This window comes from Streptomyces longispororuber (assembly GCF_024448165.1).
Taxonomy (GTDB): domain Bacteria; phylum Actinomycetota; class Actinomycetes; order Streptomycetales; family Streptomycetaceae; genus Streptomyces; species Streptomyces longispororuber_A.
The window spans coordinates 54,349-74,005 of the sequence record NZ_JAMOLN010000019.1 but is presented as its reverse complement, the minus strand read 5'-3'; the positions used below and the strand labels follow the sequence as shown (position 1 = coordinate 74,005).

General features: G+C 73.1%; 16 protein-coding genes. 9 read left to right on the top strand and 7 right to left on the bottom strand.

Annotation, left to right across the window (positions count from 1 at the left end; genetic code table 11):
• Nucleotides 1–256 precede the first annotated feature (256 nt).
• Together M4J07_RS08205 and M4J07_RS08200 are read left to right on the top strand one after the other, a co-directional pair.
• A complete protein-coding gene (locus tag M4J07_RS08205) occupies nt 257–2,611 on the top strand; it encodes a helix-turn-helix transcriptional regulator (RefSeq protein ID WP_255968966.1) in 2,355 nt (784 codons plus the stop codon).
• Nucleotides 2,612–2,680: 69 nt separating this feature from the next.
• The gene (locus tag M4J07_RS08200; RefSeq protein WP_255968964.1) at nt 2,681–4,414 is read left to right on the top strand and encodes a sensor histidine kinase; all 1,734 of its coding nucleotides are present in this window, start codon (nt 2,681–2,683) and stop codon (nt 4,412–4,414) included.
• A gap of 48 nt (nt 4,415–4,462) precedes the next feature.
• Here the strand turns inward: M4J07_RS08200 and M4J07_RS08195 are convergent, their stop codons facing one another.
• The 3 genes from M4J07_RS08195 to M4J07_RS08185 all read right to left on the bottom strand — a co-directional run bounded on the left by M4J07_RS08195 (nt 4,463) and on the right by M4J07_RS08185 (nt 6,529).
• Nucleotides 4,463–5,164, bottom strand: coding sequence for a response regulator (locus M4J07_RS08195; protein WP_255968962.1), 702 nt, complete (start codon nt 5,162–5,164; stop codon nt 4,463–4,465).
• 96 nt (nt 5,165–5,260) lie between these two features.
• On the bottom strand, nt 5,261–5,728 hold the full coding sequence (locus tag M4J07_RS08190; RefSeq protein ID WP_255968959.1) for a Crp/Fnr family transcriptional regulator: 468 nt from the start codon (nt 5,726–5,728) through the stop codon (nt 5,261–5,263).
• A 213-nt stretch (nt 5,729–5,941) separates the two neighbouring features.
• Nucleotides 5,942–6,529 carry an Rv1733c family protein gene (locus M4J07_RS08185; RefSeq protein ID WP_255968957.1) on the bottom strand — a complete coding sequence of 196 codons (588 nt, stop codon included), beginning with the start codon at nt 6,527–6,529 and terminating at the stop codon, nt 5,942–5,944.
• Between the two features lie 269 nt (nt 6,530–6,798).
• Here M4J07_RS08185 and M4J07_RS08180 point away from each other — a divergent pair, with 269 nt between their 5' ends.
• Nucleotides 6,799–7,671: a universal stress protein gene (locus M4J07_RS08180; RefSeq protein WP_255968955.1), complete on the top strand. Its 873-nt coding sequence runs from the start codon at nt 6,799–6,801 to the stop codon at nt 7,669–7,671.
• A 10-nt stretch (nt 7,672–7,681) separates the two neighbouring features.
• Here M4J07_RS08180 and M4J07_RS08175 read toward each other — a convergent pair whose 3' ends face one another.
• Entirely contained in the window at nt 7,682–8,938 is a 1,257-nt protein-coding gene (locus tag M4J07_RS08175; protein ID WP_374215011.1) for a cysteine desulfurase, read from the bottom strand.
• Nucleotides 8,939–9,010: 72 nt separating this feature from the next.
• On the opposite strand from M4J07_RS08175, the gene M4J07_RS08170 reads away from it, so the two are divergent.
• Entirely contained in the window at nt 9,011–9,598 is a 588-nt protein-coding gene (locus M4J07_RS08170; RefSeq protein ID WP_255968953.1) for a CGNR zinc finger domain-containing protein, read from the top strand.
• Between the two features lie 13 nt (nt 9,599–9,611).
• On the opposite strand, the gene M4J07_RS08165 is transcribed toward M4J07_RS08170, so the two are convergent.
• Nucleotides 9,612–10,994 (bottom strand): MFS transporter, encoded by a 1,383-nt coding sequence (locus tag M4J07_RS08165; protein WP_255968951.1) that lies wholly within the window; start codon nt 10,992–10,994, stop codon nt 9,612–9,614.
• 186 nt (nt 10,995–11,180) lie between these two features.
• Here M4J07_RS08165 and M4J07_RS08160 point away from each other — a divergent pair, with 186 nt between their 5' ends.
• Both M4J07_RS08160 and M4J07_RS08155 read left to right on the top strand, forming a co-directional pair.
• Nucleotides 11,181–11,384, top strand: a complete 204-nt coding sequence (locus tag M4J07_RS08160; RefSeq protein WP_255968949.1) for a DUF5999 family protein — start codon at nt 11,181–11,183, stop codon at nt 11,382–11,384.
• 52 nt (nt 11,385–11,436) lie between these two features.
• A complete protein-coding gene (locus tag M4J07_RS08155) occupies nt 11,437–12,345 on the top strand; it encodes a TIGR03619 family F420-dependent LLM class oxidoreductase (protein ID WP_255968947.1) in 909 nt (302 codons plus the stop codon).
• Here M4J07_RS08155 and M4J07_RS08150 read toward each other — a convergent pair.
• Nucleotides 12,335–13,582 carry a cytochrome P450 gene (locus tag M4J07_RS08150; protein ID WP_255968945.1) on the bottom strand — a complete coding sequence of 416 codons (1,248 nt, stop codon included), beginning with the start codon at nt 13,580–13,582 and terminating at the stop codon, nt 12,335–12,337. The two genes, M4J07_RS08155 and M4J07_RS08150, sit on opposite strands and share 11 nt — an antisense overlap.
• Nucleotides 13,583–13,687: 105 nt before the next feature.
• Between M4J07_RS08150 and M4J07_RS08145 the strand changes: the two genes are divergently transcribed.
• The gene (locus M4J07_RS08145) at nt 13,688–14,701 is read left to right on the top strand and encodes a LacI family DNA-binding transcriptional regulator (protein ID WP_255968943.1); all 1,014 of its coding nucleotides are present in this window, start codon (nt 13,688–13,690) and stop codon (nt 14,699–14,701) included.
• A 399-nt stretch (nt 14,702–15,100) separates the two neighbouring features.
• On the top strand, nt 15,101–16,525 hold the full coding sequence (locus tag M4J07_RS08140; protein ID WP_255968941.1) for a PP2C family protein-serine/threonine phosphatase: 1,425 nt from the start codon (nt 15,101–15,103) through the stop codon (nt 16,523–16,525).
• Nucleotides 16,526–16,582: 57 nt separating this feature from the next.
• On the opposite strand, the gene M4J07_RS08135 is transcribed toward M4J07_RS08140, so the two are convergent.
• Nucleotides 16,583–18,073 (bottom strand): DNA-binding protein NsdB, encoded by a 1,491-nt coding sequence (locus tag M4J07_RS08135; RefSeq protein WP_255968939.1) that lies wholly within the window; start codon nt 18,071–18,073, stop codon nt 16,583–16,585.
• Between the two features lie 231 nt (nt 18,074–18,304).
• Between M4J07_RS08135 and M4J07_RS08130 the strand changes: the two genes are divergently transcribed.
• Nucleotides 18,305–19,456, top strand: a complete 1,152-nt coding sequence (locus M4J07_RS08130; protein WP_255968936.1) for an aminoglycoside phosphotransferase family protein — start codon at nt 18,305–18,307, stop codon at nt 19,454–19,456.
• Nucleotides 19,457–19,657 lie beyond the last annotated feature (201 nt).

Below are 19,657 nucleotides of genomic sequence, written 5' to 3'. Positions count from 1 at the left end.
GAAGTGTAGTCAGCCGGACGCGGCGTGTGACGGATTCCTCGAAGTGCGCACATTCCTCGGAGCGCGCACACGAAGCGCACTCCGCCCTCCCCACGGAGCGGGACGCTCCGCCACCACGGGCGGGGAGACAGTTTCCCATCTCTGTACGGGTCCGGGATGGTTCTCGCCCGAAGCGGTCCGTTCCCTGGCCGATTCCGTCTAGCGTGGCGGCGAAAGACAGCCGCAGCCTTCCGAACCGCACGGAATGAGTGCCCCCATGAACCGCAGCTCCGGTCGCCGGATGCCGGGCGACCTCCCCGCCGAGGCCACCAGCTTCGTCGGGCGGCGGCACGAACTGGCCCAGGTGGCCGAGGTGTTGACGCGGGCCCGGCTCGTCACCCTGACCGGCCCCGGCGGCGTCGGCAAGACCCGGACCGCGGTGCGCGCCGCGCACGAACTGCGCACCTCCTTCGAGGCGGGCGTCCAACTGGTCGAGCTCTCCGCGCTGCGCGACCCGGAACTGCTCGCCAATACCGTCGCCGCCGCGCTCGACCTGCCGGAACAGGCGGCGCGTCCCGCGATCGAGGTGATCGCCGACTACCTCGAGGACAAGGACCTCCTGCTGCTCCTCGACACCTGCGAGCACCTGGTCGACGCCTGCGCGATGCTCTGCGACGAACTGCTGCGCGCCGCGCCCCGACTGAGGATCGTGGCGACCAGCCGGCAGCCGCTGGACGTGGCCGGCGAGCACGTCCTGGCGATCGGCCCGTTGAGCGTGCCCGAGCTGTATCCCGGCGCCGCGGGGCAGGACTGCGACGCGCTCGCCCTGTTCGAGGACCGGGCGTCGGCGGCGGTCCCGGGCTTCACGGTGAGCGACGACAACCGGGCCGACGTGCTGGCCCTGTGCCGCCGTCTCGACGGGATCCCGCTCGCCATCGAACTCGCCGTGTCCCGGCTGCGGGTGCTGTCCCTGGACGAGATGCTGACCCGCCTCGACGACCGGTTCCGGCTGCTCACGGGCGGGCGGCGCACCTCGGTGCCGCGCCACCAGACGCTGCGTACGGCGATCGGCTGGAGCCACGACCTGTCGACCGAGCCGGAGCGGCTGCTGTGGGCCCGGCTCTCGGTGTTCGCCGGGGAGCTGAGTCTCCAGGCGGCCGAGTCGGTGTGCGCCGACGACGACGTGCTGCCGGTCGACGACGTGCTGACGTCGCTGATCGGACTCGTCGAGAAGTCGGTGGTGGTGCGGGTCGAGACGCCCGAGGGCACCCGGTACCGGATGCTCGACACGATCCGCGAGTTCGGTCTGGAGCAGCTCGCCTCGCTCGGCGGCGAGGAGCGCACCCGGCAGCGGCACCTCGCGTACTTCCTGGATGTCGCCCGGTCCTTCGACGAGGAGTGGACGGGCGACTCGCAGATCCCGCTGCTGCGGGCCCTGGTCCGCGACCAGGCCAACGTCCGGGTGGCCCTGGAGCACTGCGTGGCCTCGCCCCGGCTGCACTGCAAGGGGCTGGAGATGGCGACAGCCCTGTGGGGGTACTGGCACACCACGGGCCTGTTGACGGAGGGCCGCTACTGGCTGCGCCGTACGCTCGACGGCTGCCGCGACGAGACGCCCGTACGCGTCAAGGCCCTCTATCTGACCAGCTGGTACATGGACATCCAGGGCGAGCGCGGCAACAACGAGGACCTCCTCAAGGAGGCCGAGCGGATCGCCACCCACATCTCGGACCGGAACGGCGCGGCCTGGACGCTCGCCTTCCAGGCGCACCGCCGCTACTTCCTGGGCCGGATGGAGGGCTGCGCCGCCGACTTCGAGGAGGCCCGCACCCGGATGACGGCGCTCGGCGACGAGACGGGCCTGCGGATGCTGGGCTTCTACGGCGGCTTCATGCTGATCATCTCCGGCGACCATGAGAAGGGCATCGCCTGGTGCGACGACTCGCTGGCACGGGGCGCGGCGTACCCGGCGGAGCAGTGGGCGCGCAGCTGGGCGCTGTGGGTGAAGAGCGTGGGGCTGTGGCTCAGGGGCGACCACGACGCGTCGGTCGAGTGCTCCCGCGAGGGCATCCGCAGCAAGGCGGCGCTGCACGACCTGATGGGTCTCGCCCACTTCGCGGAGGGACTCGCCTGGCACGCGGCGCAGTTGCGGCACTTCGAGCGGGTCGCCGTGCTGCAGGGCGCCGCCGACGCGCTGTGGCGGCGGGCGGCGAAGGAGGCCCGGTTCGGCATTCCGGCGCTGCACGAGCTGCACGACCGGGCGGCCGGGCAGGCGCGGGCCGCGCTGGGCGCCGACGGATACCACGACTCGTTCGTCGAGGGCGGGCAGCTGCCGCTGGAGGTGGTGGTGGACCTGGCGCTGGATGACGAAACCGCGGCGGCACCCGACGTGCCGCCGCAGCGTTCGGGTCCCGCCGACGGGCTGACACCCCGGGAGCGACAGGTCGCCGCGCTGGTGAGCGAGGGCCTCACCAACCGGGAGATCGCGGCGAAGCTCGTGGTCTCGAAGCGCACGATCGACTCCCACGTGGAGCACATCCTCACCAAGCTCGGCTTCACCTCGCGTTCGCAGATCGCCGCGCTGCACACCGGCCCGGGGTCCGAGTCCTTCGTTCCGTCGTCCGAGGTCTGACGAAGCAGGTCGTCACGGGGCTTTGAGCGGCTACCGTGAGAGGCAGGCCCGAAGTCCCACGGAGGTCGGATGGGCGAGGACGGTGCGCGGGGGGCCGGACCGGTGCCCCGACTGCGACTCGACGAACTGCTCGAAGAGCTCCAAGTACGGATCGACGCTGTGCGCGGTACCCGGAACCGCCTTCAGGGTCTGCTGGAGGCGGTGCTCTCCGTCGGCCAGGAGCTGAACCTCTCCCAGGTGCTGCGCCGGATCGTGGAGGCGGCCGTCGTGCTGGTCGACGCCGAGTACGGGGCGCTCGGGGTGATCGGTGAGGACCGGCGCAAGCTGTCGCAGTTCCTTCCGGTCGGCATCAGCGACGAACTCCGGTCGCAGATCGGTGACCTGCCGTCCGGGCACGGACTCCTCGGCGAGCTGATCCGGCACCCCGAGCCGCTGCGCCTGTCGGAACTCGCCGAGCACCCCGCGTCGTCGGGGTTCCCGGCGCACCATCCGCCCATGCACACGTTCGTGGGGGTGCCGGTGCGGGTGCGGGAGGCCGTGTTCGGGAACCTGTACCTGACGCAGAAGCGCGGCGGCGGCGACTTCGACGACGAAGACGTGGCGGTGCTGCAGACGCTGGGCGCGGCGGCGGGGGTCGCGATCGAGAACGCGCGACTGTACGAGGAGGTCCAACTCCGCGAGCGCTGGCTGAAGTTGAGTGCCGATTTCACCGGGAGCCTGCTGTCGGGCACCGAGGAGAGCGAGGTCCTGCGCCTGATGGTCGAGCGGGCCCGGGAGATCGCCGGGGCGGATCTCGGCGTGGTCGCACTGATCCTTCCGGACCAGGACGACCTGCACGAGACGCTCGCGCTCGGGCACCAGGCCGAGGCGCACGACGACGTGACGCTGCCGCGCAAGGGCACGTTCGCCGGTACGGCGCTGGCCGCGGGTGAGCTGGTCACGTCCGACGACATCCGCAAGGACCCGCGGATCACCTATCAGCCGACGCGCTGGGACGGCCTCGGACCGGCCGTCGCCGCGCCGATCGGTACCGCGGCGAGCGTGCGGGGCGTCCTGATGCTGGCCCGCAAGGCGGAGTCGCAGCCGTTCTCCGCCGCCGAACTGATCCCGCTGGTCGGCTTCGCCGGGCAGGCCGCGCTCGCCCTCGAACTCGCCGACCGGCGGCGGGACACGGAGCAGATGAGCCTCCTGGAGGACCGCGACCGGATCGCCCGCGATCTGCACGACCTGGCCATCCAACGGCTGTTCGCCACCGGGATGACGCTGCAGAGCGCGCAGCGGTTCGTGCAGCACCCGGAGGCGGCCGAGCGGCTGATGCGGGCCGTGGACGACCTGGACACCACCATCAAGATCATCCGGTCGACCATCTTCGGCCTGCGCGAGCAGGACGCGCCGCCGACCGGTGCGGGGCTGCGGCTGCGCACGGTACGGGCCATCGAGGAGGCGGCCCGGGTCCTCGGCTTCACCCCCGCGCTGCGCATGGAGGGTCTGCTCGACGTGGACGTGCCGCGCGCGGTCGCCGACGACGCGCTCGCGGTGCTCGGCGAGGCGCTGACGAACGTGGCCCGGCACGCGCGGGCGTCGTCGGCGGAGGTCGCCCTGACCGTACGGGGCCGGTCGCTGACCCTGGCCGTGGCGGACGACGGCGTCGGCATCACGTCCGAGGCGGACTCGCACCGCAGCGGTCTCGCCAATCTCACGGCCCGCGCCCAGCGCCGCGGCGGCACCCTGGCCGTCGGCCCCGGCACGAGCGGCGGCACGCACCTGGAGTGGAAGGTTCCGCTGAACGAGGCGCAGCAGTGAGCCGCCGGGCCGGATGACGCACGCGCGCGGCGCCCGGCCCGGCCTCCCTCAGTCCAGGGCCTGCGGCAGCCGTGTGGCGATCACGGCCGCCTGGATGCGGCGTTCGACGCCCAGTTTCGCCAGGAGCCGCGAGATGTTGTTCTTCACCGTCTTCTCCGAGAGGAAGAGCCGGTGCCCGATCTGCCGGTTGGTCAGCCCCTCCCCCACCAGCGCGAGGATCTCGCGCTCGCGCACGGTGAGTTCGGCGAGCTGCCCCCCGGCCGGTTCGTCGCCGTGCCCGGTCTCGTCGTGCTCGGGCCCGCGCAGACTGCGCATCAGCCGGGCCGTCGTCGCCGGGTCGAGCATGGACTGGCCCGAGGCGACCGTGCGGACGGCGGAGACCAGGTCGGAACCCTTGATCTGCTTGAGGACGTAGCCGGACGCGCCGGCCATGATGGCGTCGAGAAGTGCGTCGTCGTCGTCGAACGACGTCAGCATCAGACAGCTCAACTCCGGCAGCAGACCCCGTAGTTCGCGGCAGATGGTGATGCCGTCGCCGTCCGGGAGACGCACGTCGAGCACGGCCACGTCGGGCCGCAGCGCCGGCCCGCGGGCGAGTGCCTGCGCGGCGGTGGCCGCCTCCCCGACGACCTCCATGTCGGGCTCGGCACCGAGTAGGTCGCGCAGGCCCCGACGGACCACCTCGTGATCGTCGAGCAGCAGGATGCGAATGGGACCGTCCGCGGAGAAACTGCGTGGTGGTGACGACATGCGGACCCCCTCCGTTGTGGTGTCCCCTAGATCCTGGGGCCGGAGGGGGTGATCCGCCAGGGCCGAACGGCCCCGATCGAAGCGTCCTGCGAACCGTCATCCGTAGAGCAGCGTCCCCGACCCCTGAGGTGCGTACAGGTCGAGCAGCCGGGTCCGCGTGACGCTCAGCCGGTGGGCGAGGACCTGGCCGACCCACTGGGCGACGAAGGAGCCGAGGCCGGGATCGGACGCGCACATCAGACGGACGGTGAAGGCGTCGAACTCGTCGGCCCGTACCGGAGTCTCGGTCCGTGCGCCGAGCTGCCACACGTACGGCGGGAAGAGCCAGGACCAGCCGACGAGTTCGCCGCGGCCCAGCGTTTCGACGACGGGGGACCGCCGGCCCGGTACCCGCATGTCGAGGGCGATGCTGCCGCTGCGCACGATCCAGAACCGGTCGGCGCGCGAACCCTCCTCGAAGAGCCGACGGTCCTGCGGGAAGGCCACCTCTCGGGCGATGCGCATCAGCCGGCCTCGGTGTTCCTCGGGCAGGGTCTGGCCCATGCGCGGAGCCGTGGTGGTCATGAGCGGCCTCCTTCCGGGGGCGCGGCACGACGGCCGGGAACGATTCCCTCCGGTCTCCCCCGCCGCCGGGCCGGGCTGTTCGTCGGCGTGGGGGCCGCGGCGGCGGGTCTCGCACCATCCGGACTGCCGTCGTGCGATACCTCGACGATCGCCGCCCGGCGCCCTGCCGGACAGGGGCCGAACGGCTCTGGCCTGGGGGCCTGTCGGATCCCGTCAGTTGGGGCGGCGCCGCCAGTCCGGTTCGACGCGGGCCCACTCCCGCTCCCACGCGGCGGACCGGCCGCGGTCCAGGGCCCCGCGCAGGACGAGCCGTACGGTCAGGGCGGCGCCGAGGACGGCGGCGGTGACGAGGAACGCCGCGGCGAGCGTGTGGGACCAGATGTCGTCGGTGCCCCAGGGCGGCGTGGTGACGTCACCGCTCCGGTCGAGCCACACGGCGGTGCCGTCGCCACGGTCGAGGCCGGCCGGGACGGGGGCCGTGGCGACGACGGTGCGGCCCGCCGGGTCGGTCCAGCGGACCACGACCGGATACCGCTGGTCGTCCTGCGTGCCGCTGGCGGACGCCACGAAGTCCGGTGCGTCCTCGACGAGTTCGGCCCGGACGACGTGCCGGGAGACCACCTGGCGGCGCGCGTGTTCGCGCGCGTCGGCGTGGGCGTCCCAGCCGGTCAGCACGCCCGCCGCCGGGGCCACCAGGAGGGCGAGCACGCCGAGCAGCACCCCCGCCCATGCCTCGATCACGTCGGACCTGCGGCGCAGCGGATTGCCTGGGCGCCTCCCCGCGGACCTGCCCGTCACCATGGCCGCCTCCCTCCCGGGAGGTCCCACGCTCGCGTGCCGCGCGGGTCCGGTCACAGGGGCCGAACGACCCCTCGCACAGGGCCGGTTCGCCTCTCCCGGTGGGGGTGGCTCCGGTGGCACGGTCCGAGTCAGCGCGCGCCCCTGCAGCCCGGCTCGCCGCACCGGATCGGACGCCCGCTTCGCGAGGCCGGCACGAGTGACCACCCCCGTGCGTGGAACCCGTACCGGAGCACACCGTCCGCGTCACCGCCACGGAGAGGTAACCCGTCATGACCAGCACCCGCGTCCTGAGCGTCGGGACGGACGGTTCCCGCGAGAGTGCGGACGCCGCCGACTGGGCGGCCCGGGAGGCACTGCGGCGCAGGCTGCCCCTGCGGCTCGTCCACGCCGACACCGGCGGCCCGGCCGAGCGGACCGCTCCGCCGCCGCCGGACGTCGACCTGCCGGCCCGCAGCCTCCTGGACCGCGTCGCGCTGCATCTCTCCTACGCCTACCCGGAGTTGGACATCGTCGCGCGGCGCAGGACCGCACCGCCGGTGGCCGCGCTCCTGGAGACGGCGGCGGTCTCCGAGTCCCTGGTGCTCGGTTCGCGCGGCTTCACGGGCTACTCGGGATTCCTCGTCGGCTCGGTGGCCCTCGCCGTGACGGCACGGTCGCTGCATCCGGTCGTCCTGGTGCGGGCGGGCGGCATTCCGCAGGACGAGCGGACCACCGACGGGGACGGGTACCGGCCGGTGGTCGTCGGCGTCGACGTGACGGCGCCCGCCGACGAGGTCCTCTCGTACGCCTTCGAGGCGGCGGCCCTGCGGGGGGCGCCGCTGCACGCGCTGCACGCCTGGACGCTGCCGCCGCTGCGCGGCAACACGCCGGGGGACGCGCTGCCCGGTGACGCGGCCCGCCGCGAGACGCTGCGCCGAAGGTCCCTGACGGAGGCGCTGCGGCCGTGGCGCACGAAGTACCGGGACGTGCCGGTCGTCGAGCGCCTCGTCTACGGGCAGCCCGGCCACCACCTCCTCAAGGCGTCGACCGACGCGAGCCTGACGGTGATCGGCCGCCGCGCCGAGTCGACCCACCTGGGCTGCACCGCGCATTCGGTGGTGCACCACGTGACGAGCCCGGTGGCGGTCGTCCCGCACACCTGACGGCGGCGGCTCAGTCCCCGAAGTAGGCGATGGCCGCCCGCACTCCGTCGGCGAGGGCCGTCACCTCGTCGAGCGTGTTGTACACGTAGAACGAGGCGCGGGTGGTGCCCTGGACGCCGAACCTGCGGTGCAGCGGACGGGCACAGTGGAGACCGACGCGCACCGCGACCCCGTGCGCGTCGAGGACCTGGCCGACATCGTGCGGATGGATCCCGTCGACGGTGAAGGACACGGCCGAGCCACGGTCCCGGGTGTCGGCGGGGCCGATGACGCGGACGCCGGGGATCTCGCCGAGCAGGTCGAGGGCGCGGGCGGTGAGCAGGTCCTCGTGCGCGGCGACGGCGTCCATGCCGAGGCCCGTGAGGTAGTCGACGGCGGCGGCGAGTCCGACGCTCTGCGCGGTCATCGGCACCCCGGCCTCGAACCGCTGGGGCGGCGGCAGGAACGTCGTGCGGTCCATCTCCACGACCTCGATCATGGAGCCGCCGGTGAGGAACGGCGGCAGTCCGGCCAGCAGGTCGCGCCTGCCCCAGAGCACGCCGACACCGCTCGGACCGAGCATCTTGTGTCCGGAGAAGACGAGCACGTCCGCCCCCAACTCCTGTACGTCCACGGCTCGGTGGGGCACCGACTGGGCGCCGTCGACGACCACGAGGGCGCCCGCGGCGCGGGCCCGGTCGGCGATCTCGCGCACCGGGTTCAGGGTGCCGAGGACGTTCGACTGGTGGGTGAGGGCGACGACCTTGGTGGTCTCGTCGACGAGCCGGTCGAGGCCGGCGAGGTCGAGTCGCCCGTCGTCGGTGAGGCCGAACCATTCGAGGCGGGCGCCGGTGCGCTCGGCGAGCTGCTGCCACGGCACGAGGTTGGCGTGGTGCTCCATCTCCGTGACGACGATCCGGTCGCCGGGGCCGATCCGCCGCCCGTTCTCCAGGGCGTACGCGACGAGGTTCACGCCCTCCGTCGCGTTCTTGGTGAAGACGATCTCGTCGGCGGCGGCGCCGATGAAGCCGGCGATGGTGGCGCGGGCGTTCTCGTACGCCTCGGTGGCCTCTTCGGCGAGCTGGTGGGCGCCGCGGTGCACGGCGGCGTTGCGGGTGAGGTAGAACTCCCGCTCCGCGTCGAGGACCTGGAGGGGTTTCTGGGTGGTGGCGCCGGAGTCGAGGTAGCGCAGCGGGGCGCCGTCCCGCAGCGTCCGGTGCAGGATCGGGAAGTCCTCACGGACCTTTTCGACGTCGAGGGCCACAGCGGCCGCCTCCCCAGTTCTCACGCTTTTTCTTGTCGTTCAGCGTGAGAGACACTAAGCACCCTCACGCAGAATGGCAAGCGTTACCATGAGGACGTGGATCACGAAGCCCCGCACTACCTCCATCAGCTGCCGGTCCCCGGACAGGACGAGTACGCGTCGCTGACCCTGGTGAACACGCGCTTCACGGTCAGCCACGGCCCGGTCGACCTGCTGGAGGACCCGGAGGCCGCGCATCTGTGGCTGGTGCGGCACGCTCTGCTGCCCGACCGCGCGGCGCTCGGCGGGCGGCAGTTGAGCCGGCTGCTCGCGCTGCGGGACTGCGTGCGGGTGCTCTTCGAGGCGCGCGCGGCCGGTGGCCGCCCGCCGGCCGATGCCCTGGCGACGTTCAACTCGGCGCTGGCCGCGGCCCCTTCGACCCCGCGACTGGCCTGGCCCGCGGACGGCCCGCAGCGCGCCGACGAGCCGGACGCCGGGAATCCGGCCGCGGCCGCGCTGTCCCAGCTGGCCGAGGACGCGGCCGAGCTGCTCACCGGTCCGGAGGCGGAGCAGCTCACCGCGTGCGCGGCGCAGGGCTGCGACCGGTGGTTCCTGCGGGCGCACGCCGCCCGCCGCTGGTGCACGACGAAGTGCGGCAACCGCGTGCGGGCGGCCCGGCACTACGCGGCCCGCAAGGGCGGCTGACCCGGCCGGGCGACTACCGCGCGGCGGCGGCCGGCACGGGGACCGGTGCTGGGCGGCGCAGGACGAGCGCGATGCCCGCCGCGACGACCGCGGCCCCTGCCGCCGCGTACCAGCCCTGCCGGAACGCGGTCACCGTGACGGGAGCGCCCAGCACGGTGACGGTCACAGCGACGCCGAGCACGGAGCCGGTCTGGCGGGCCATGGTGGTGAGCGCGGAGCCGGTGGCGAAGCGGTCCGGAGGCAGCGCGGTGGCGGCGGCGCCGACCAGGGTGGGCAGCGCGAGGCCCACGCCGATCCCGGTGATCAGCATGCCGGGCAGGAATCCGGTGGCGTACCGCGGCACGGCGTCGACGCCCACCGCCCACCACACGAGCCCGGCCGAGAACAGCAGACAGCCCACCGCGGCCGTCCCACCGGCACCGAGGCGGCGCACGACGGGCCCGGAGGCGACGGCGAGGACGGGGACGACCAGCGGCCCCGGCGCGATGGCGAGCCCGGTGCGGATCGCCGACCAGCCCCACATCTGCTGGCACCAGAGCACGGCGGTGAGCAGCATCGCCGCGAACGCCACGGTGAACAGCAGCGCCGCCACGGTCGCGACGCCGAAGGCGGGGATCCGCAGCAGCGGCAGCTCAACGACCGGCGCGGGGTGCCGGGCCGACCGCCACCGGAAGACGGCCACGAGTCCCAGCGCCACCGCGAGCGTCACCGCGAAGCGGCCCGAACTCCAGCCCCACTCCTGCGCCTTGACGAGCGCGAGGGCGAAGGCGCCGATCGCGCCGGTGAGCACGGCCGCGCCGGGCAGATCGGGCAGCGGGCCCGAGCGGTCCGGCCGGTCGGCGGGCAGCGCCCGCGCCCCCGCCATGAGCCCCGCGACCCCGACGGGCGCGTTCACGAGGAACACCCAGCGCCAGTCGGCCTCGACCAGGAGTCCGCCGACGACCGGCCCGAGCCCGGCGGCGATCCCGCCGATCGCGGCCCAGGACCGGACGGCGCGCGGCCGCCGCTCCGCGGGGGTGGCGACGAGCAGCAGGGCGAGCGACGTCGGCATCAGTGCGGCGGCCCCCGCGGCCTGCACGGCCCGGGCCGCGATCAGCCAGCCCACGCCGGGGGCGAGCGCGCACAGCACCGACGCCACCGTGAACACGGTGAGCCCGAGCAGGAATCCGCGCCGGTGCCCGTACCGGTCGGCGAGGCGGCCCGCCGGGACCAGCAGCGCCGCGAAGACGATGGCGTACGCGTTGAGGACCCACGACAGGGCGGCGAGGGACGTCCCGTCGAAGGAGGCACCGAGCGCGGGCACCGCGACGTTCACGATGAACAGGTCCAGGTTCACGACGAAGACACCGGCGGAGACGATCCACACGGTGAGTGAGTTTGATTTTCCAACGGTCATGGCGGTGAACGTAGCGTGCGCCGCGCCGACCGCACAACCGCGCCCGCGCAGCGATGAGTACAAGCCCCGCCGGGAGTCGTATTCAGTGACGACTTCAGCGACAACTCGGCGAAGACCTCAGCGAGGCCTCAGTGAGGACTTCACCGCTGACCGAGCGCCGCTCCGGCGCCGACCAGGAGGTGCCCCATGTGCTCCCACCAGCCGCCGTGCCCGTCCGCCGACCGCCCCGACCGCGACGCCGCGCGCATCGTCGCGGCCCACCCCGAGCAGGGCTGGAACCTGCTCTGCAACGGCACGATCGTGTTCGACGACACCGGCGAACTGCTGCCGGGCGGCAGCGCGCTGGCGCCCGTGCGGCCGGTGTGGCCGACGATGTCCCTCGCGGCCTGAAACGATCGGTCCGCTTCGACGCGGAGCCCCAAGATCAACAAGACTGCGCCGCATGAAATTCGGCGTGAATCTCCTCAACTTCGGCTCCGGCACGACCCCCGAGAGCCTGGTCCGGCAGGCCACGGACGCCCGTGACCTCGGCTTCACCTTCGCGATGATCTCGGACCACATCGCGGTGACCCCGGACGTGCACGCGGTCTATCCCGCCCCGTTCTACGACCAGTTCCTGCTCGCCGCGCATCTCGCGGGCCGTGTCCCCGGCCTGACGCTCGGCACCACGATCACCGTGATCCCGTACCGGCATCCGCTGCAGACGGCCCGACTCGCCGCGAACGTCGACCAGTTGACCGACGGCGGCTTCATCCTCGGCGCCGGGGTCGGCTGGTCCGCCGCCGAGTACCGCGCGCTCGGCGTCCCGTTCGAGGAGCGCGGCGCCATCACCGACGAGTACCTGACGGCGATCCGCGCCGCCTGGACGCAGGACCCCTGCGACTTCCAGGGCCGGTACGTCTCGTTCGAGGGCGTCCGGACCGCGCCCGCACCCGCCTCCACCCCGCACGTGCCGGTGTGGGTGGGCGGCGACTCCCCGGCGGCGCTGCGCAGGGCCGCGCGGCTCGGCGAGGCCTGGCACCCGTTCCGGCCGACCCTCGCGGCCCTGCGCGCACAGCTCCCCCGGCTCGCGGAGGAAGCCGAGCGGGCGGGGCGCCCGGTGCCGGAGTTCACCCCGCGGATCCAGCTGGCCGTGGGCGCGGTCCCGGACACCGATGACCGGCCGCTCGGCCACGGCAGCATCGACCGGATCCGCGCCGACGTGGAGATCCTGGCCGAACTCGGCGCCACGCACGTCCTGTTCGACACCTACCCCGGCGACCCCGCGGCGCGGGGCAGCGCCGACGACGACCGGCGGGTCCTGGAGCTGCTGGTCGAGAAGGTCGTCGGCGCCGCCGCGCTCACCAGCTGACGAGCAGTGTCTGCGGTCCCCGGATGAACCCCTTGCTCTGCCACCGCGTCTCGGCCGGGTCCCCGGCCAGCCGCAGCCCGGGGAAACGGGCGAGCAGCCCCGCCAGCATCACCTCGGACTCCATCCGGGCCAGCATCGCACCGATGCAGTGGTGCGGGCCGTGCCCGAAGGAGAGGTGCGCCGTCCCGGTCCGGTCGAAGTCGACCGTGTCCGGCTCGGCGAAGACGCCGGGGTCCCGGTTCGCCGCGAGGTACGAGGCGTAGACGGCCTCGCCCTGCCGGATCAGCACCCCGCCGACCTCCACGTCCTCGGTGGCGATCCGGGGCAGGCCGACGCCGTTGCGGTGCGGGATGTGCCGCAGGAGTTCGTCGACCGCCTGCGGCACAAGCTCCGGCTCGGCGCGCAGCCGGTCGGCGAGTTCGGGCCGGGTGAGCAGCGTGTAGACCATGTTCGCGCTGTTGTTGCGGACCGCGTGGGCGCCGCTGACCAGGACGGCCGTGGCCAGGGAGACGGCTTCCGCCTCGCTGATCTCGCCGGCCGCCTCGGCGCGCGCGAGGACCGAGGCGAGGTCGTCGTCCGTACTGCCGCGCCGGTCGGCGAGCAGTTCCACGATGTACCGCCGCATCCGCTCCTTGGCGGCCTCGCTGGACTTGGGTCCCGGGCCCGCCGAGAGGATCACGTCCGGCCAGTCCGCGAGGCGGGCCCGGTCCTCGGCCGGCACCCCGAGCAGATCGCTCACCACGGCGAGCGGGAACGGGCCGTGCAGGTGCGCCACCAGATCGGCGGGCGGGCCCGCCTCCTCCATGGCGTCGAGCAGTTCGGCCGCGGTGTGCTCGGCGAGCGGGCGAAGCCCCTTCATGGTGCGGCCGGTGAACGCCTTGGTCATCACCTTGCGCAGCCGGGTGTGGTCCGGCGGATCCGCGTAGTTGAGGCCGACGGTCGCGGCCACGCGGTGCGCCATCATGCCGTTGACCTCGCGCCCGACGAGCGCCGACCGGCTGAACCGGGGATCGGAGGTGACCAGGCGGACGTCCGGGTAGCGGGTGACGAGCCAGGCGTCCCGCTCCGTCCCGAACGGCATGCGCACCCGCGCGACCGGCTCCTCGCGCAGCACATCGGCGAGCAGCGGGTCGAAGGTGAGCGCGGGCAGGTCCTCCAGGGCCCAGGCGCGGACGGGCCGGTCACCGCCGACCGGTTCCGGTCCCGCCAGGTCCTCGCGTACGGTCTTGTCGTTCACGCGCCCATGCCTTCCCCGGGGTGTCCGCGGGGCAACGCCGGTGCGTCCGATCGGGTGTTCGCACTACGCAAACAGGGTGCAAGGCTTGCGCTAATCTTGCGTTCCATGACGCGCAGACTTGCTCAGGTGGCGAAGAAGGTCGGAGTCAGCGAGGCCACGGTCAGCCGGGTGCTCAACAACAAGCCGGGCGTCTCGGAGGCGACCCGCCAGTCGGTGCTCACCGCGCTCGACGTGCTCGGCTACGAGCGGCCCACTCAGCTGCGCGGCGAGCGGGCCCGGCTGGTCGGACTCGTCCTGCCGGAGCTGCAGAACCCGATCTTCCCCGCGTTCGCCGAGGTGATCGGCGGCGCGCTCGCGCAGCAGGGGCTCACACCGGTGCTGTGCACCCAGACCAAGGGCGGCGTGTCGGAGGCGGACTACGTGGAGCTGCTGCTCCAGCAGCAGGTCTCCGGCGTCGTCTTCGCGGGCGGACTGTTCGCGCAGGCCGACGCCGAGCACGGGCACTACCAGCGCCTGGCCGAGCGCAACGTGCCGGTGGTGCTCGTCAACGCGTCCATCGAGCAGCTCGACTTCCCGTGCGTGGCCTGCGACGACGCGGTCGCGGTCGAGCAGGCGTGGCGGCACCTGGCCTCGCTGGGGCACGAGCGGATCGGTCTGGTGCTCGGCCCGCAGGACCACATGCCTTCCCAGCGCAAGCTGGCGGCGGCGCGCGCCGCCGCCAGATCACTGGGCGGCGAGCTGCCGGACGACGCGGTGGAGCGGGCCCTGTTCTCCCTGGAGGGCGGGCACGCGGCGGCGGCCCGGCTGCTGGCCCGCGGCATCACGGGCGTCATCTGCGCCAGCGACCCCCTGGCCCTCGGCGCGGTCCGCGCCGCGCGGCGCGCGGGCCGCTCGGTGCCCGGCGAGGTCTCGGTGGTCGGCTACGACGACTCGGCGTTCATGAACTGCACGGAGCCGCCCCTGACGACGGTCCGCCAGCCGATCGAGGCGATGGGCCGGGCCGCGGTCGAGCTGCTGGTCGCGCAGATCCAGGGCAGCACGGTGCCGCCCGGCGAGCTCCTCTTCGAGCCCGAGCTGGTGGTCCGCGGCTCAACGGGGCAGGCACCCGCGGACGCGTGACGGGCGCGTGGCCGGCACCCACCGCCACCCGCACGCAGACGCTTCGCTTTTTGCGTGGAGTGCGCGACAACGTGCACATGCCCGTCACCCCGCTCGCCCCGGGCACCCTGTCGCCACGGGCCCTCCCGCGGCACCGGAGATCCCCTCCCGCGACGTAGACCGCAGTACGCCGATCGACCCCCACCCAGTGATCGCACGTATGAGCCTGGCATACGCATCACCCGGCCACGCGTTCGACCGCAGCACCCTTCGGAGCCGTCCGCGAGGACTACGGCATATGCCAGAAGCACCACCGCATCGTGTATGGCGAAATGCCTTACGAGGCCAGGCGGCCTGTGCCAAAGTCTGTAGCGGTCCTTCCGTCAGCCTTGGCCACTCGTGCCTGCATCGGAGTTCGTCATGCCGCCCCATGTCTTCGCGGACCGCCCCACCGGCCAGCCGCCGGAGCGAGGCACGGTCGACGCGCTGATCACGCAGACGCGCCGTCTGCTCGGCGACGTCGACGCGGTCCGGCGCGAGAAGACGGGCACCACGGTCGACGCGACCGACCCCGAGGCCCGCTGGCAGCGCGCGCTGTACGAGCTGGCCGTGCACCAACTCAACGACCTGGACCGGCACTTGGCCCAGCTGCGGGACGGCCCGGCCACCCACGACAACGTGCCGCCCCAGCGGGCCGGCACCGAATCGAGAACCGGCTCGCTGATCAGCCGGGTCGGCAGCGCCGAGTGGAACCTGCTGACCGACGAGGCCAGTTGGTCCGGCGAGCTGTACCAGATCCTCGGCCGCGACCCGGCCGCCGCCCCGCTCACCCTCGATGAACTGCCCTCCGTGGTGCACGCCGACGATCAGCCGAAGCTGACCGCGATGGTCACCGACTGCCTGATCGACGGCAAGCCGATCGACGGCGAGTTCCGCATCGCGCGCGCGGACGGCTCCGTGCGCACCGTGCACATGATGGGCGAGCCCGTGCTCGACGCCGACGGCTCGACCGCCTCGATGTGGGCGGTCGTGCGCGACGTCAGCGAACTGCGCCGCAGCCAGCGCGCGGTCAGCGAGACCCGTGACTCGCTCCAGCGCCAGCGGCACATCGCGCAGACCGAGCACCGGCTCGCGGTCGAGCTGCAGGAAGCCGTGCTGCCGCCGTGGCGCGGCTCCCTGCGGCTCCCGCACGGCGCCCCTGGCGGACTCGACCTCTCCGCCCGCCACCTCCCCGCCACGACCGGCTCCCCGATCGGTGGCGACTGGTACGACGCGCTCGAACTGCCTGACGGACAGACCCTGTTGACCGTCGGCGGACTCACCGGACACGGCGTCGGCGTCACCTCCGGCATGGCCATGATGCTCGGCGCGGTCCGCGGCATGGCCGTCTCCGGCACCCGCCCCGCCGAGCTGCTCGGCTGGCTCAACCACCTCCTCGACTCCTCCGCGCAGCCCTCCCTCGGCAGCGCCCTGTGCTGCCGCTACGACCCGGCCGCCCGCACACTGGCGTGGGCGCAGGCGGGACACCCCGCCCCGCTGCTGTTCCGCGACGGGACGGGGCGTGCGCTCACGCCGCCCGAGGGCGTGCTGCTCGGCGCGACCACCGGCGCCGCGTACGGGCAGGCCGAGGAGACCCTGCGCAGCGGCGATCTGCTGCTGCTGCACACCGACGGCCTGGTGCCACGGCGCGGCGAGACCGCTGCCGCGGGCCGGCTGCTCGCACTGGCACCGCGCCTGACCGAGGCCCGTGACGCACAGGAGTGCCTGAGCGTGGTCATGGACGAGTTCGGTGTGGGCGAGCGCGAGGACGACGCCTGTGTGCTCGTCGCCAGGATCGGCTCCTGAGTCGGTCCCTGGCGGCGTACGGGTACTCGGTCGATCTGCTCCGGTACGGAGCCGGGGCTACGCCTGCATGCGCTTCCCCGGCACCCTGGGCAGCGCCAGCTTGATCTCCTGACGCAGGTCCTCGATCTTCGGGTAGCCGGCGTAGTGCCCGGTGAGCCGGTACATCTCACGCAGCCGGTCCCAGGTGCGATGGGACGAGTTCGACCCCATCGACGAGAGCGCCAACCGCGCGTACCGGTCCGCCTGTTCGGGGTCGTCGGCGATGAAGCAGGCCGATGCCATCGACAGGTGGTCGAAGATCTTCGAACGGTCGCGGCCGCCCGCGCGCAGCGCGAGGGCCTCCTTGGCGTGCCGCTGCGCGATGACGGCGGCACCGGGCTCGTGCTCGGCGAGGGTGCGGTAGGCGAGGGCCTGCATACCGTGCAGGTCCGCCTCGTCGAACATCTGCATCCAGCTCGGCGGTGGCACGTCACCCTTGTCCGAGACGAAGAGGTCCTCCGCCTCCCCGAGGGTGCGGCGCATCGCCTGCCCCTTGCCCATCGACGCCTGCGCCCAGGCCTCGATGGTGTAGAGCATGGCCTTGGTCCGCGGCAGCACCGCGTCCCCCGAGCCGGACTTGGCGAGCTTCATCAGGTCGAGCGCCTCGTCGGGCGCACCCAGGTGGATCTTCTGACGGGCGGCCCTGGACAGGGCCTCGCCGGCCCGGGGCCGGTCGCCGCCCTCGCGCGCGGCGTGCGCGGCGATGACGAAGTACTTCTGGGCCGTGGGTTCGAGGCCGACGTCGTGGGACATCCAGCCCGCGAGGACGGCGAGATTGGCGGCGACACCCCAGAGGCGCCGCTGCAGGTGGTCGGGGTGGCGGTAGGAGAGCATTCCGCCGACTTCGTTGAGTTGGCCGACGACTGCCTTGCGCTGCAACCCGCCGCCGCGGGAGGCGTCCCAGGCCCGGAACACCTCGACCGATCGCTCCAGTTCCTCGATCTCCTGCGACCCGATGGGGGCGGCCTCGTAGCGGTCGAACCCAGCGGGGTCGGCGTGCAGGGGATCAAGGGAACGGGGGGCGTCGGCCACGAGGGCCGGGTCGGTGTGCAGCCAGTCGTGCATGGCGCTGCTGAGTGCGGATCCTGCGGCGAGCGCGGCACCCGCGCCCACCAAGCCGCGTCGGTTGAGCATGAGGTCCATTCCCGTGAATTCGGTGAGGACCGCAGCTGTCCGCTCGGGCGCCCACGGCACTCCGTCGGGGCCCTGTTGATCCAGGCCCCCGGCGCCTTGCCGTTTCCCCGTGCGCCCGTGCCGGACGAGACCGAGATCCTCGATGGTCACGACACGGCCGAGTCGCTCGGTGAACAGAGCCGCCAGCACCCGTGGCACCGGATCGCGCGGGATCTCTCCCATGTCGATCCAACGCCGCACCCGCGAGGTGTCCGTCGCCAGCTGCGGATGGCCCATGGCCGCCGCCTGCCGGTTGACGAGTCGCGCGAGCTCCCCCTTGGACCAGCCGGCGAGGCCGAACAGGTCGTTCAGGCGGGTGTTGGGTTGTCCGTTCACGTAAGCCCCCAGGTTCTCGGCTGAGTTGACAGTAGCCCTCTGTCAGTTGCTGAGCGACTATTCGCCAGGGTTCGCCAGGGTGCGCCAGCTGTTGTGCCTCGGGCCCTCGGGTGTCAGGTAGGAATGCGCCACCCCGACCCGGTCGCCGCAGGGCATTCCCCAGGGTGTACCGAATCGGCCGGGCCGGGCGGCGCAGCAACTCGTCGGCACGCGAAGGGATCTGTCTCTCCCATGTACACAGCATCGTCCTCCGTGTCCGCCCCGCCCCGGCCGCTGCGTCCCGCCCGTCCGGCGGTCCCCGGCAGCGGCCCGTACCTCGACCCCGCGCGGACCGCCGCCCCGGCGCTCGGTGGCGTCGGCAGGACTCGGCGCGTCCCGGGGCTCGGCACGCAACCCCTCAGCGGGAGACTCGACTTGTCCGGCCCTCAGGGCGCCCAGCTGCGCACGGCGATCGCCTCGGTGCACCGGATCTGCCCGGAGTTCCATCCGGTGCAGGTGCTGCGCCGGAGCCCGCGCTCCGTGCTGCTTGTCGGTACGACAGGGCGCAGCACCGCCGTAGCGAAGTGTTTACTGGATCACTCCCCCGTGTGGGCGGAGCGGGTCCGGCACGAAATAGCCGCATACCGTTCGTTCGTCCGACACCGGCCGCCGGTGCGGGTCCCGCGTCTGATCGCGGCCGACCCGGACAACGGGACGCTGGTGATCGAGCGGATGCCCGGCCGGGTGGCGGCCCTGCAGCGCCACCCGGTCGAGGCACCGCCGCGGGCGGACGTGCGCGCCGCGCTCGGCGCGATCTGCCGGCTCAACCAGTGGCGGCCGCCGGCGGGCACCTTCGAGGCGCCACTGGACTACGCGGAGCGGATCAACAGGTTCCATGAGCTGGGCCTGCTGACCGACCGTGACATGGGGGACCTGCAGAAGCTGCTGCACGGCATCGCGCACACCTCGGGCCGGGGCGGCATGGGCCAGTTCTGCCACGGCGACGCGCTGCTGTCGAACATCCTGCTCTCTCCCGCGGGTCCGGTCCTGGTGGACTGGGAGCACGCCGGCTGGTACCTGCCGGGCTACGACCTGGCGACGCTCTGGACGGTCCTGGGCGACGCCCCGGTCGCGCGCCGGCAGATCAGCCAGCTCGCGCAGTCCGGCGGCCCGGCGTCCCGGGACGCGTTCCTGGTCAATCTGATGCTCGTCCTGACCAGGGAGATCCGTACCTACGAGACGGCCGTGCAGCGTTCCATGCACGAGCAGACCCCGGCGGCACCGACTCAGGCCCATCCCGGTGCTGCGCCGTCCGGCGAGGAGCAGCGGCTGTTGCTGCGCCGCCTGCACGACGACTGCAACATGGCCCGAAGGGCGGTCCGTGCGGCAGTCGGCACTCGCTGACGGGGACGGGGATCCGCGGTGCGCCCGGGAGGAAGTCGGCGCACCGCGGATCTTTGTGTCGCCCGGCCGCCGCGCCGTCCAGAGGTCCACACCACTGACGCGTCGCAGGCGGTCGCACCACCGCTGAGGAAACCCCGGCACACGCCTGCTGACATGCGGAATCCCTGGAAATCCCGTGACCCGTCGGATGATTGACGGATC

Bases quoted from the DNA above. Each gene is read 5' to 3' on its own strand.
- M4J07_RS08130 (WP_255968936.1), top strand. From the start codon at position 18,305: ATGTACACAGCATCGTCCTCCGTGTCCGCCCCGCCCCGGCCGCTGCGT.
- M4J07_RS08200 (WP_255968964.1), top strand. From the start codon at position 2,681: ATGGGCGAGGACGGTGCGCGGGGGGCCGGACCGGTGCCCCGACTGCGA.
- M4J07_RS08190 (WP_255968959.1), bottom strand. From the start codon at position 5,728: ATGACCACCACGGCTCCGCGCATGGGCCAGACCCTGCCCGAGGAACAC.
- M4J07_RS08140 (WP_255968941.1), top strand. From the start codon at position 15,101: ATGCCGCCCCATGTCTTCGCGGACCGCCCCACCGGCCAGCCGCCGGAG.
- M4J07_RS08205 (WP_255968966.1), top strand. From the start codon at position 257: ATGAACCGCAGCTCCGGTCGCCGGATGCCGGGCGACCTCCCCGCCGAG.
- M4J07_RS08145 (WP_255968943.1), top strand. From the start codon at position 13,688: ATGACGCGCAGACTTGCTCAGGTGGCGAAGAAGGTCGGAGTCAGCGAG.
- M4J07_RS08160 (WP_255968949.1), top strand. From the start codon at position 11,181: ATGTGCTCCCACCAGCCGCCGTGCCCGTCCGCCGACCGCCCCGACCGC.
- M4J07_RS08195 (WP_255968962.1), bottom strand. From the start codon at position 5,164: ATGTCGTCACCACCACGCAGTTTCTCCGCGGACGGTCCCATTCGCATC.
- M4J07_RS08165 (WP_255968951.1), bottom strand. From the start codon at position 10,994: ATGACCGTTGGAAAATCAAACTCACTCACCGTGTGGATCGTCTCCGCC.
- M4J07_RS08180 (WP_255968955.1), top strand. From the start codon at position 6,799: ATGACCAGCACCCGCGTCCTGAGCGTCGGGACGGACGGTTCCCGCGAG.
- M4J07_RS08155 (WP_255968947.1), top strand. From the start codon at position 11,437: ATGAAATTCGGCGTGAATCTCCTCAACTTCGGCTCCGGCACGACCCCC.
- M4J07_RS08185 (WP_255968957.1), bottom strand. From the start codon at position 6,529: ATGGTGACGGGCAGGTCCGCGGGGAGGCGCCCAGGCAATCCGCTGCGC.